Below are 12,812 nucleotides of genomic sequence, written 5' to 3'. Positions count from 1 at the left end.
GTGCGCGGATGTTGTGCGCCCCCTGTGCAGGGACCGTTCACAGTCGCCCACAGCCGTCCGCGGTCGCCGGTCGGCCCAGGAGGATTCGCACTGCAAACACCAGGTGCGGGCGACGGACGGCGGGCGGTGACGTCCGTCCCTGGCGGCTCCCGGCTACCCCTGGCCGGAATTCGCCCCCGACGACCCGCCGGTACCATCGGCCTCCGCCGCCGGGGGCAGTGGCTGCTGGGCCCGCTCCAGGAACCTCAGCAGCTCCACCGGGAACGGCAGCACCAGCGTCGAGTTCTTCTCGGCGGCGACCGCCACCACCGTCTGCAGCAGCCGCAGCTGGAGTGCGGCGGGCTGCTCGGACATCTCCTTGGCGGCCTCCCGAGCTTCTTGGAGGCCTGGAGTTCGGCGTCGGCGTTGATGACGCGGGCCCGGCGCTCCCGGTCGGCCTCGGCCTGCCGGGCCATGGACCGCTTCATGGTCTCGGGCAGCGAGACGTCCTTGATCTCGACGCGGTCGATGGTGACGCCCCACTCCAGGGCCGGGCTGTCGATCATCAACTCCAGGCCCTGGTTGAGCTTTTCCCGGTTCGACAGCAGGTCGTCCAGCTCGCTCTTGCCGATGATGGACCTGAGCGAGGTCTGCGCCATCTGCGCGACCGCGAACCGGTAGTCCTCGACCCGGACGACCGCCTCGGCGGGCGAGGTCACCTTGAAGTAGACGACGGCGTCGACGCGCACGGTCACGTTGTCCCGGGTGATGCCCTCCTGCCCGGGCACGGGCATCGTGACGATCTGCATGTTGACCTTCTGGAGCCGGTCCACGAACGGGAGGATCATGGTGAACCCGGGTTCACGCACCTCCGGTCGGAGCCGGCCGAGGCGGAACACCACGCCCCGTTCGTACTGTTTGACGACCCGTGCCGCGGACATCGCGTAGACCGCTCCGACGGACACGAGAGCGGCTGCGGTTGCCACCAACGCCTCGACCATGCCGGCCCCCAGGGGGTGACTGACTTCAACGGTGCTTCGACGGTAACTCCGCGTTCGTACAAGGGCGAGCCCCCGTACGCCGGTTGCGTACGGGGGCTGCCCGGAAGGGGTTCCGAAGGATCGTCAGCCGACGCTCACGCCGTAGTAGCTCAGCGCCTCGGTGACCGGCTGGAAGAAGGTCGTACCGCCGGAGGTGCAGTCGCCGCTGCCGCCGGAGGTCAGACCGTAGGCCACGGAACCGCCGTAGAGCGGGCCGCCGCTGTCGCCGCCCTCGGCGCAGACCGTGGTCTGGATCATGCCGTAGACGATGTCACCGCTGCCGTAGTTGACGGTGGCGTTGAGCGCGGTGACCCGGCCGCTGTGCGTGCCGGTGGTCGAACCGCGGCGGTACACCGTCGTTCCGACGCTGGGCGTGGCCGCGCTGGAGATGGTCTGGCTGCCGACCGCGCTCGGGTGCGCGATCGAGGTGTTGGTGTACTTCACCAGCGCGAAGTCGTTCGTCGGGAAGCTGTAGCCGACGTTCGTGCCCAGGACGGTGGTGTGACCGGAGTTGCTGTACCAGGTCGAGGCCACCTCGCCGCAGTGCCCGGCGGTCAGGAAGTAGTACGTGCTCCCGCTGTGCACGTTGAAGCCGAGCGAGCAGCGGTAGGCGCCGCCGTAGATGGCGTCGCCGCCGGTGATCAGCTTCTTGAAGGTGCCGTTGGTGTGCTTGATGGTGAGCGCTCCGGCGTCGGCGCCCGCCTGCCGCTTGATCTTGGCGATCTCGGCGTTGGAGACCGTGGAGTCGACGGTGACGACGACACGGTTGGTCTTGCTGTCCACGGACCAGGCGGTGCCGGGGATGTCCGCCTTCAGAACAGAGCTGTTCACGGCCTTCAGCTGGGTCGTGCTGAAGGTCTGTGCGTCGCTCGCGCTCGCGGTGGGGACGGCGAACGCCGCCGCGGCCAGGAAGCCGGTGCCGACGGCGATCAGCCGGGTCCGTCTCGTGATACCGCTGCGTGGGGTGGTGCGCTTGATCCTCACTTGTCGTTCCCTCCCAGGGGAAGTCGGGGGCCCGCGTGGGGTCGGGGCCCGTGAGGCGCAGCCAGGGAGGTGCGCCCGGATTTCGGACACACATGCCCCTGACAAGCGCTGAGGGGGAGTATTCGGGCGAACGACCGGTAGCCGCAAGGGGGCCTTTCGGCCGTGCGACTGTGTTCGAACCCTGTCGACTTTGGGTGATCTCGTCGCGGTCCGGGCGAGTTGACACCCTGTCGCAATTCCCCCGAAAGACTTACGCGAGCTTCCGCTCCCCCGCCTCGACCGCGAGGTCCAGCGTGTTGCCGGGCGGCGGGAACGGGCAGATGAAGTGGTCCGCGAAGGCGCACTGCGGCAGCTGGGCCCGGTTGAAGTCGACGGTGGTGGAGCCGTCGGCGGCCGGGGCGGCCGAATAGAGGAACCTGAACCGGAAGCTGCCGGCCCCGCTGGTGGTGTCGGCGAACACCGCCCACAGCCGGCCGTCGGCCTGTTCGGCGACCTGGAGCGTCAGCTCCCGGCCGGCCATGGTGAAGCCGAGTTCCCCGGCGAGCACGAGCGCCCGCTCCACTCCGTCCGCGGTGCCGACCCGGACGGTGCGCGGGTCGTCGTCGTACGGCGTGAAGCGTCCCGGCACCGACCAGCGCGGGTCGTACGGGGTGGCGTCGATGCCCCGGAAGGCGCGGCGGGTCGCGGCGGCCGGGTCGTAGTCCCGTACGCCCCAGACGCCCTCGCGGACCAGCACGACCAGCCGGCGCTCGCCGAGCGTGACCCGGGCGGAGGGCTCCTGGTCGGCGGTGAGGCGGATCTCACCGGCGAAGGGCTCGCCGTCCAGGGCCAGGCCGTCGGCCGCCGTCGCCGTGAGCCGCACGCCGCCCCCGTCGACGGCCCAGGTGCCGGGGACGTCCGGGAGCCGGCCGTCCGGGTGGTCCTCGATCCAGTGGCTGCCGACCAGCGCGAGCGGCCCGTACGGCGCCGACACCGTCTCCTCGCGGTGTTCGTGCCAGCGCTTCCAGTCCCCGGACGCGTCCGCGTTCATACGATCAGTCCTTCCATGGCTTTCGTCTCGGCTCACGCCGTGTCTCTCGTATGCGCTCGGTCCGTCCCCAACGGCCCAAGAGCGCGAGGTATTTCACGGCGCCGCGAGCTGTCCGGCGGGCCGGGCGAGGCCGAGGTGCTCGCGCAGGGTGCTGCCCGGGTAGAAGGTGCGGAACAGGCCCCGGTGCTGAAGGAGTGCCACGGTGCCGTTGACCAGCCGCTCCAGGTCGCGGCGCGGTTCGGCGGGCACCAGGTGGAAGCCGTCGGTGGCACCCTCACCGTGCCAGCCGGCGACCAGCTCCGCCAGGTCCACCGGGCCGCCCCGGTACAGCGGTCCCTGCACGGTCTGCCGGGGCCCGCCGCCACCGTGCCCCGGCTCGGCCGCCCGCTCCCCGTCGCCGAGATCCACCATCAGGCTCACCAGCACCCGCAACGCTTCCGGGTCCCGCCCGAACCCCCTTGCCTGCGCCCGCAGTTCCTCTCGTACGGCGGCGGCCTGCGCGGAGCTCGCGGCCTGCACCAGGGCGACATCGGCGTACCGGGCGGCGGCCTGCCGGGCGGCGGGCTCGGTGGCGTCGGCCACCCGGACCGGCTGCTCCGGCGCGGACCCCGGGGCCTCGCTCCACCGGCCGGCCCGGCCCCGGCTGACCCGGTCGAGGTGGGCGACGGCGGTCTCGGGGGCGGTCGTCATCGGCACCAGCCCGATCCGCCGGGTGGCCGGGGCCACCTGCGCCAGCACGGTGAGCGGGTCGGTCTCCGTCCACCCGAACCGGCCGTCGAGCGTCACGAAGTCAAGGCCCCCGCTCTCGGCGAGCCGCACCAGCTCGACGTAGCGCTCCGCGTCGTACACGCCGACCTGATCCACGGCGGCGGCCAGATGCAGCAGCCCCCGGCCGTACGAGCCGGTCATCACCACGAACCTCCCTGTAAGACACACGTTTCACACAAGCCGCCGAAATCCCTTCTCAACAGCGCTGGAACACCTGTCGCGGCGGCGGCCTCCCGGCTCGCCGCAACGGCACTCAGCCATGACCGGGCTCCGCGACGGCCCCGCCCGCCAGGTCGGCGAGGAAGGCCAGCGCCGCGCGTGCCGTGGCGTCGTTCTGGCGGAACGCGGGCCCTCCGGTGCGCGGCCGGGTGAACGCCCCGGGCGTACGGCCGTTCGTGAACGGCCCGAGCGCGAACCGCCGGGGATGCGGCCGGCCGCCCCCGTCGAGGATCCGCCCGTCGGCGGGGTCCACCCTGAGCAGTCCCTCGGGTGTCTCGGCGGCCTCGCCGTCGTGCAGCTCGCGCAGCAGCGTGTCCCGGGCGCGCCCCACGGTCGGTTCCGGCAGCCGCGCCTCGACAAGGGCCCGCGCCTCGACGGAGAACCCGGGCACGGTGTCCGCGGACGCCCGGAACACCCCGTCCTCGGCCGTCACCGTCATCCCGGCGCCGACGAACCGCAGCACGCCGGCCCGGGACAGCGCGAGCATCTGCCGCAGCCGGGGGCCGGGCGGCCCGGAGGCCAGGTAGCTGAAGAACCCGTGCCACCAGGGCCCGATGTCGGCAAGCCGCACCAGCTGCCCGTAGACGGAGAGCAGTCCGAGGAACACCGCCAGGTCAGGGCTGTACGCGGGATCGTGCCGGCGGTCCAGGTCCGCCTCGATGTAGCCGCGCAGGCCGTCCTGGAACTCCTCGTGCGACCCGTACCGGATCCCGTCCAGCGGGTGGTCCAGCGCGGCGAGATCGAGCCGGTCGGCCGGATCCGGTACGGCGGCCGCCACCAGCGCCCGCAGCTCGGCGTCGCCCTCGGCGGCGGCGTACTTCTCCTCGAAGTCCCGCCAGGCGACGGCCGTCCGCTCGGGGTGGACGGTGAACAGCCGGTGGTAGTGGGCGAAGCCCAGCTCCTTGGCCACCAGCGGCCACACGTCCCGCCGGAAGTCGAAGCCTCCCGGCCGGGCGAGCAGTCCGTCGATCTCGGCGGGTCCGAGGAAGCGGGGCAGCGGCGGGCGTTCGCCGGTCCAGTCGTACCCGATCTTCGAGTGGTACGGCACGCCGCGCCGCGACCCGACGTACAGCACCGGCTCCTGCCCGGACGGCACATAGGTGTCGCCGTCGTGGTGTCCGCCCCGTCCCTCGGTGAGCAGCACCATCAGGTCGACGAAGGCGAGCCCGAACCCGCGCACGAGCACCGGTTCGCCGGGCCGCAGTGCGGACAGGTCGCTGTCGGCGGTGAAGTCGGGCGGCAGATGGACCAGGCCGTGCGTGTCGGCGTACGCGGCCAGCGCGGCCTGTTCCGGGTCGAGTTCGGCGTCCAGGTGGCCGAGGGCGAGGACGACGAGGTCGGCGAGGAGCGGGCGCGGCCGGCCCTCCAGCCAGACCTGCTGGCGGCCCTCGCGCGGCCCGCTGACCCGCAGGGCACGGCGCGGGTGGTAGTGGACGGTGACGCCGTCCGGGAGGTCGGCGACGGCACGGTCGTAGACGTGGCGCAGATAGCGGCCCTGGATCTGCCGGTCGGCGAAGGTACGGCTGCCCAGGCCCGCCCACTCGTGCAGGGTGGGGCCCTCCCGCACCGGCCCGGCCATCCGCACCGTCTCGTCCGTGAACATGGTGACGTCCTCGGCGTGCGAGTTCATCCACAGCAGCGGCGACTGGGCGGCCCGCCAGATGCGTCCGGCGCCCGGCGGATGCGGGTCGACCAGATGGATGTCGAGGCCCGAGCCGGCGTACAGCTCGGGCGCGTTGGCGGCGATGCGCTCCAGGAGACCGGTCCCCCGCGGCCCGGCCCCCACGATCACCAGCTGGGGCCTCATCGGGCGGCCCGCGAGGTGAAACGGTCGGCCGCGGGCCCGGGTATGCCGGAGGCGGGGATGGTGACGGTTCTGGCGAGGGTCTCGGAAGACATGCGAAGGCTCCGTGGCGGATCAATCGAACACGGTGGACGCGCACACGGGGGTGCGGGTGCCTTCACACGGAACGCCGGAGTACGGCGCTCTTACGGCCGAGCCCCTCAGCAGGGCCGTCCGTCGACTCTACGGTGCCGTTTCCCCTCACTGTCAAGGATGTCCAGAGTGTGGGCAGCGCGTCTCAGGTCAGTTGACGGAAAACCGGAGACCTGTTCCACTTGGCCCATGCATCCGCAGCAGTGGCTGGTCAAGCGCTCCCACATCGACTTCGGTCGCGTGTGGTCCTGTTCCTGTTGAGCTGACCCCCTGCGCGCCCCGCGGACAGCGGGGACTTTTCGCGTTCTCCACCGCGCCCCACCTCCGCCTTCACACGCACACCCCTCCCTCAAAACAGACGCCCAGTTCACGCGCCCCAAAGGGGCGCGGGGAACTGCGCGAGCAACCACACACAACCCGCACTCGCCACACAACCCACGCCCCCACGACGGCTAGCGCACAGCCATCGCCCTTCTCCTGGGTACGGACCTCACCCCGATCACCCGGTCCATCAGCGCGCCCAGCACATCCCGCACCGCCCCCCGCTCCCGCGCATCGCACTCCAGCACCGGCACATCGGCCCCCAACCCCAACGCCTCCCGGATCTCCTCCAGTTCGAACCGCTCGGCGCCGTCGAAGCGGTTCACGGCGAGGACGAAGGGCGCCCCATGGGCCTCGAAGTAGTCGACGGCGGGAAAGCAGTCCTCGATCCGGCGGGTGTCCGCGAGGACCACCGTGCCCAGCGCGCCCTCCACCAGGTCGTCCCACAGGAACGAGAACCGGTCCTGCCCGGGCGTCCCGAACAGGTACAGCGCGATGGACGGGTCCAGCGTGATCCGGCCGAAGTCGAGCGCCACCGTCGTCGTGGTCTTGGACTCGACCCCGGCGAGCGAGTCGACGCCGACCGACACCTGGGTGATCGCCGCCTCCGTGTCCAGCGGTTCGATCTCCGAGATCGCCCCGATGAACGTCGTCTTGCCGACCCCGAGCCCCCCGCTCACCACGATCTTCACGGCGAGCGGTACGGCCTTCTCAGAGCGCCCGGACATGGTCCCTGATCCTTTCCAGCATCTGGAGCGGCAGCTCCGCGGGTTGCCGGCAGGCGAGCTGTCCGGCGACGACGAGATCGGAGATCAGCACCTTGGCGACTCCCAGGGGTACGCCGACCCGGTGCGCCACCTCGGCGACCGTCGTCGGCTGTGCGCACACCGTCACGATGTGCCGGCGTTCGAACGTGAGCGACTCGTCCGGCGCGCCCACGGCCATGACCAGCGTCTCCAGCCGCAGATCGGTCCGGAGCGGCTCGGCCCGCCCGCCGGTGATGATGAACGGCCGTACGAAGGACGTGTCCTCGACGGGGTCGTGCGGCTCCTGCGCACTCATCGTGGCAACGCCTGCCGCAGGTCGGCGATGAGCATCGGGGTCAGCAGGTCACCGGCCCGTTCCGCGAGCACCGCCATCTCGTAGCCGACCAGGCCCAGCTCACCGCTGGAGTCGGCGAGGACACCGAGACAGCTGCCGTCCCGGATCGCGGAGACCAGCAGGAAGCCGCGCCCCATCTCGATCATGATGAGCTTGACCCCGTCGAAGCTGTACCGCTTGGACGCGCTGCGCGCGAGCGACGAGAGTCCGGACACGATCGCCGCGAGATGGTCGGCCTCGGTGCGTCCGAGCCCGTCCGAGACGGCGATCAGCAGCCCGTCGGAGGAGACGGCGACCGCGTCCCGTACCCCGTCCGTCGACCTGACGAAGTTCGCGAGCAGCCAGTTGAAGGTCCGCGAGTCGTTGGGGGTGCCGACGGTGGTCACTCGCCGTCCTCCTCGGTGCGCGCTTCGGACGCCTGCTCCTGCCCCGGCCCCTGCTCCTGGGCTTTCTCTTTCGTTTTCTCTTTTGCGTTCTCTTTCGCGTTCTCTTTTTCCTTCTCCTTCTCCACGCTGATCCCGCCCCGCATGTGCGCGCTGCGCAGGGTGGCGAGCATCCCGGAGACCTCCTCGGGGCTGCGGTCGGGGGTGCGCTCGGCGGGCGCCGGCCGGCTGGGCCGGTCCGTCTCGCTGACGGCCTCCGAGATCGCGCTGCGCTGGGGCCGCTTCACGAGCCCGTTGCGGGTCCGGGCGGCCGAGGCCCCCTTCTTCTGCGGCTGCTCGGGCCTGGCCTCGGCGGCGACGGACACGAGTTGCGTCTCGTCGGCCTCCTTGCGCGGGGCCGGTACGGCGGCGGCCGACTCGGCGGCGGCCGCCTGCTTCGGGGCCGCCGCCGGCTCCGTCAGCAGGTTGACCGGGATGAGCACCCGGGCGACCACCCCGGCGGCGGGCGCCTCGCCCAGCCGTACCTCGACCCCGCACTTGCGGGCGAGCGCGCCGACCACGAAGTGGCCGAGGAACCGGGTGGGTTCGGCCATGAAGCTGGCGGTGCCGGAGAGCCGTACGTTGGCCTCGGCGATCGCCTGGGCGTCCATGCCGAGGCCGTGGTCGACGATGGCGACCAGATAGCCGGCGCTGGTGCGGCGGCCCTCGATCTCCACGTCCGAGTCCGGCGGGGAGAAACTCAGCGCGTTCTCGACCAGCTCGGCGAGCAGGTGGGCGATCTCGGCGACGACCGAGCCGGTGAGATGGACCGGCTCGACCCGGCGCAGGGTGACCCGGCGGTACTCCTCGACCTCCGCGAGGGAGGCCCGCAGCACGTCCGTGACGGACAGCGGGGTGGACCAGGGCCGGGGGCTGGACTCCCCGGCGAGGACGAGCAGGCTCTCGGCGTTGCGGCGCATGCGGGTGGCGAGGTGGTCCAGTTCGAAGAGGTTGGCGAGGGTCGCGGGGTCGGCGTCCTCGTGCTCCAGTTTGTTGATGAAGCTGATCTGCCGGCGCACCAGGTTCTGGTTGCGGCGGCCGAGGCTGACCAGCGAGTCGGTGGCGTTGCGGCGCAGCACGGCCTGCTCGGTGGCGAGGTCGTAGGCGGCCTGCTGCACCCGGTCGAAGGCCTCGGCGACCTCCTTGACCTCGGCGCCGGCCCGGCCGGAGACGGCGAGCGGGGCCGGTGGCTCGGGGTGCTCGCCGTAGGAGCCGTCCTGGACGGCGGAGACGGCCTTGGGCAGCCGTTCCCCGGCGACCTCGCGGGCCTGCTGGGCGAGTTCGGCGAGCGGCGTGGAGACGGACCGTACACAGTCGAGGGCGAGCGCGCCGAGCGCGGCGACGGTGCCGAGAGCGAGCAGCAGGAAGAGCAGCAGGTCGCGCTGGGCGGTGCCCTCCAGGGCTGCGGCCCGGTTCTCGACGTCGGTGCCGAGCGAGACCTGGACGTCCCGCAGTCCGTTGATGGTGGACGTCATCGCGTCCCACCACTGCATGGGCGGGATGTCGTTCCACTTCAGCCTGCCGCCGCCCTTGACGGCGGTGGCCTCGTACGCGAGCGCGCGCTCGGCGTCCGGGGTGGTCATGGCCGCGTCCAGGCGGCGCTGCTGGGCGTCGGTGGCGGAACGCGGGAAGGCGTCGAGGGCGGCGAGGCGGCCGGCCCTGATCTCCATGAACCGGCTGTAGTCGTCGTCCTTGAACTGCCCGGCGCGCACCGAGCCGAGCACGATGGCGCGCTCCTCGCCGGTGAACTCCTTGGCGTTGCCGAGGATCTGCAGCGACTGGTAGGCGTCGCGCAGGGTGGCGTCGTGGACGTCGCTCAGGCCGAGGTCGAGCCGGTCGAGGACGGTGATGGTGGTGGTGAAGTAGTCGAAGGTGTCCTTCACCACGCCGGTGTGGTCGTCCGCGTGCCTGCGGATGCCGGCGAGTCCGTCGAGCCGTCCGAGGGACTCGCGCACCGAGCCGGCGGCCGCGTCGGAACGGCCCCGGAGTGCCTGGTCGAGCCGGTCGCGGGCGGTGTCGGTGGCCTTGCGCTGCGCGGGCAGCTTGCCCGCGAACTCCTTGACGCCGCCGACGTATCCGGTGGTGAGACCGCGCTCCTTCTGGAGTTCGTGGATCAGGCCCTGGAGCGTGATCTCCAGCCGGGCGTTGTCCGCGGTGGCGGCGGCGTTGCGATAGGCGGAGACCTGCTCGCCGGCCGCGACGCCCAGCAGTGTCAGCAGGACGGCGAGGGCCAGGACCAGAATCCTCAGGAGCCTGGCGCGAATGGTGGCTGCTTGCACGGAAGTGCCTTAATCATGAGGCGAGTTGGTGGATGCGCAGAACCGGGGGCAGAAATGGTTCTGCGCTCCGGCCAACGAACCTCTCCGGGCAGCGGTCACCCGATCATGTTTTTGTTTTACGTCACGGAAACAGGATCAAGGCGAATCCCGAGGCAGCCGCCCCTGTGCCCCGAATCCGTATACGGTGACGGACGCGCACGCCGGTTGACGCCACGCGTCGTACCCGAGCCGGCCGCGACCCCCGAGTCGCCGAGCCGCTGAGTCACCGTCAGAGCCGGTCACAGCAGCCTGTGATGACCGCGCCGACCCGCGCGGAGCGCTCGCGGCCACCGCGGCGAGCGCGTCCCGTTCACCCGTACGCACCGTGCATCACCCGTACGCCGGAGACAATCATATTTCACTCACAGTCAGCAGCCGTGTGAGCTCCGGCCCTTGGGGTACCTGGGCTCTCGACGTTTTGGCTCTGCACCAGTACCGTCACAAACCCCCCGTGCGGCGTCTATCCACTTGGCGCGCCATCCGCATCATGGACGACGATAGGGATGCGGAAGCAAGAAAGACCGCTGTGAGAGGAGGCGTCCATGGGATCGGTACGCAAGGCGAGTGCCTGGCTTGGCCTCGTCGACGACAACGATGACGAGCGCTACTACGACGACGACTACTCCGAAGGGACCGAGCAGCCCGGGGATGCCTGGGTCACCGACCCCCGGGTCAAGGTGGCCTCGGACACCGCCGAGGAGAAGGGCCGCCGGATCGGCACGGTCACCCCGGACAGCTTCCGGGACGCCCGTGCGCTCGGCGAGCTGTTCCGTGAGGGCGTGCCGGTCATCGTGAACCTCACGGCCATGGAGCCGGCCGACGCCAAGCGCGTGGTCGACTTCGCGGCCGGGCTGACCTTCGGCCTGCGCGGCACGATCGAGCGGGTCGCCAACCGGGTCTTCCTGCTGACCCCCGCGAACACCGAGATCGTCAGCGGTGAGCCGGCCTCGCGCCGGGAGGACGGTTTCTTCAACCAGAGCTGAGGCAGGGCCGCTCACCGGCCCTGCCCCGCGCGGGGTTCACCGGAAGGCGTCGAGTCCGGTGAGTGCCTTGCCCAGCACCAGCTGGTGCATCTCGACGGTGCCCTCGTAGGTGAGCACCGACTCGAGGTTGGTCGCGTGCCGCATCACGGGGTACTCCAGCGAGATCCCGTTGGCCCCGAGGATCGTCCGCGCGGTACGGCAGATCTCGATCGCCTCCCGTACGTTGTTGAGCTTGCCGAAGCTGACCTGCTCGGGACGCAGGCGGCCGGCGTCCATCCGCCGCCCCAGGTGATGGGCGAGCAGGATTCCCTTGTGCAGTTCGACCGCCATGTCGGCGAGCTTGGCCTGGGTGAGCTGGAAGCCGCCGATGGGCCGACCGAACTGCTCCCGCGACTTCGCGTAGTCGACGGCGGTCTCGAAGCAGGTGCGCGCGGCGCCCATGGCACCCCACACGATCCCGTACCGGGCGTGCGACAGACAGCTGAGCGGTCCCTTGAGCCCGGTGACCTCCGGCAGCACGGCATCGGCCGGCAACCGCACGTCGTCCAGCACCAGCTCGCTGGTGACACTGGCCCGCAGCGACCACTTGTGCTTGATCTCCGGCGCCGAGAACCCGGGCGTGTCCGTGGGCACGACGAACCCGCGGATCCCGTTGTCCGTCTGCGCCCACACGACGGCGACGCCCGCCACCGACCCGTTGGTGATCCACATCTTCCGCCCGTCGAGCACCCAGTCGCCGCCGGCGTCACGCCGGGCGTACGTCCGCATGGCGGCGGGGTCGGACCCGTGATCGGGTTCGGTGAGCCCGAAGCACCCGATGACATCACCGGCGGCCATGCCCGGCAGCCACCGCTGCCGCTGCTCCTCGCTCCCGAACCGATGAATGGCGTACATGGCGAGCGACCCCTGCACGGACACGAGCGACCGGATACCCGAGTCGGCGGCCTCCAGCTCCAGACAGGCGAGCCCGTACTGCACGGCGGACGCCCCGGCGCAGCCGTAACCGCTCAGCGACATCCCGAGCGCCCCGATCGAACCGAGCTCCTTCGCGAGCTCCCTGATGCCGGGCAGCGCCCCGCTCTCGTACCACTCGGCGACGAACGGCAACACCCGATCGGCCGCCCAGCTCCGCACGGTCTCCCGTACGGCGAGATCCTCCGGCTCCAGAAGATCGTCGATCCCGAGCGGATCACCGGCATCGAACGGAGGCAACTTCACGGACACGGACATTCAGAACCCTCCCAAAACTAGCACCGCTAGTTACACCAGCCTACGCACAGTCTCCCCACTGCCCCACCCACACACCACCCGTCCGAGCGGGAGAAGGAGTGGACCGACCTGCGGGGGTACTCCGCCGCCGGCGGGTGACGGGGGGGTGGGACGGGGCCAGCGGCCAGCGAACGCGGGAGGGCGGGGGGCGGCTGGAGGAGGGCGGCGGAGGGGGCAGCTGGCAGCTGGCGGGGGCAGCTGGCGACAGGACAGCGACCGCGAGGCAGCGGGCCGCGGGCAGCGGGACAGCAGGGGGCCGATGGGACAGGCGGCGACGGCAGCTGACAGCAGAGGGCAGGCGACGACGACGGCAGGCGGCAGGCGGCAGGCGGCAGGCGACGACGACGGCAGGCGGCAGGCGGCAGGCGGCAGGCGGCAGGCGGCAGGCGACGACGACGGCAGGCGGCAGGCGGCAGGCGGGGGGAGGGCGGACGGGGCGGCC

General features: G+C 71.4%; 10 protein-coding genes and 2 pseudogenes. 2 read left to right on the top strand and 10 right to left on the bottom strand.

All coding sequences use genetic code 11. The features are described from left to right. Nucleotides 1-153: 153 nt before the first annotated feature. The 9 genes and pseudogenes from ACWGKQ_RS24995 to ACWGKQ_RS24955 form a co-directional block, all read right to left on the bottom strand. Nucleotides 154-980 (bottom strand): annotated as a pseudogene (locus ACWGKQ_RS24995) (slipin family protein). A gap of 123 nt (nucleotides 981-1,103) precedes the next feature. Beyond that, nucleotides 1,104-2,003, bottom strand: coding sequence for a S1 family peptidase (locus ACWGKQ_RS24990; RefSeq protein WP_453294159.1), 900 nt, complete (start codon nucleotides 2,001-2,003; stop codon nucleotides 1,104-1,106). A gap of 250 nt (nucleotides 2,004-2,253) precedes the next feature. Further along, a complete protein-coding gene (locus tag ACWGKQ_RS24985) occupies nucleotides 2,254-3,033 on the bottom strand; it encodes a DUF1684 domain-containing protein (protein WP_453294158.1) in 780 nt (259 codons plus the stop codon). A gap of 93 nt (nucleotides 3,034-3,126) precedes the next feature. Then, the gene (locus ACWGKQ_RS24980; protein WP_453294157.1) at nucleotides 3,127-3,942 is read right to left on the bottom strand and encodes an LLM class flavin-dependent oxidoreductase; all 816 of its coding nucleotides are present in this window, start codon (nucleotides 3,940-3,942) and stop codon (nucleotides 3,127-3,129) included. Nucleotides 3,943-4,054: 112 nt separating this feature from the next. Beyond that, a complete protein-coding gene (locus ACWGKQ_RS24975; RefSeq protein ID WP_453294156.1) occupies nucleotides 4,055-5,827 on the bottom strand; it encodes an FAD/NAD(P)-binding protein in 1,773 nt (590 codons plus the stop codon). Between the two features lie 581 nt (nucleotides 5,828-6,408). Next, entirely contained in the window at nucleotides 6,409-7,005 is a 597-nt protein-coding gene (locus ACWGKQ_RS24970) for a GTP-binding protein (RefSeq protein WP_453294155.1), read from the bottom strand. Beyond that, on the bottom strand, nucleotides 6,989-7,339 hold the full coding sequence (locus tag ACWGKQ_RS24965; RefSeq protein WP_453294154.1) for a DUF742 domain-containing protein: 351 nt from the start codon (nucleotides 7,337-7,339) through the stop codon (nucleotides 6,989-6,991). The genes ACWGKQ_RS24970 and ACWGKQ_RS24965 overlap by 17 nt, the downstream gene beginning before the upstream one ends. Next, on the bottom strand, nucleotides 7,336-7,764 hold the full coding sequence (locus tag ACWGKQ_RS24960; protein WP_453294153.1) for a roadblock/LC7 domain-containing protein: 429 nt from the start codon (nucleotides 7,762-7,764) through the stop codon (nucleotides 7,336-7,338). Before ACWGKQ_RS24960 ends, ACWGKQ_RS24965 begins: the two co-directional genes overlap by 4 nt. Further along, entirely contained in the window at nucleotides 7,761-10,079 is a 2,319-nt protein-coding gene (locus tag ACWGKQ_RS24955; RefSeq protein WP_453294152.1) for a nitrate- and nitrite sensing domain-containing protein, read from the bottom strand. The genes ACWGKQ_RS24960 and ACWGKQ_RS24955 overlap by 4 nt, the downstream gene beginning before the upstream one ends. Before the next feature lie 581 nt (nucleotides 10,080-10,660). On the opposite strand from ACWGKQ_RS24955, the gene ACWGKQ_RS24950 reads away from it, so the two are divergent. After that, nucleotides 10,661-11,101: a cell division protein SepF gene (locus tag ACWGKQ_RS24950; protein ID WP_390977655.1), complete on the top strand. Its 441-nt coding sequence runs from the start codon at nucleotides 10,661-10,663 to the stop codon at nucleotides 11,099-11,101. Nucleotides 11,102-11,137: 36 nt separating this feature from the next. Here ACWGKQ_RS24950 and ACWGKQ_RS24945 read toward each other — a convergent pair whose 3' ends face one another. Beyond that, nucleotides 11,138-12,331 carry an acyl-CoA dehydrogenase family protein gene (locus ACWGKQ_RS24945; RefSeq protein WP_453294151.1) on the bottom strand — a complete coding sequence of 398 codons (1,194 nt, stop codon included), beginning with the start codon at nucleotides 12,329-12,331 and terminating at the stop codon, nucleotides 11,138-11,140. 298 nt (nucleotides 12,332-12,629) lie between these two features. Between ACWGKQ_RS24945 and ACWGKQ_RS24940 the strand changes: the two are divergent. Next, nucleotides 12,630-12,812: pseudogene (locus tag ACWGKQ_RS24940) on the top strand (hypothetical protein); the annotation flags it as partial.

Source organism: Streptomyces sp. NPDC054770 (assembly GCF_053611985.1).
Note: the sequence above shows the minus strand (reverse complement) of the source record. Positions and strands in the feature narration are given on the sequence as shown.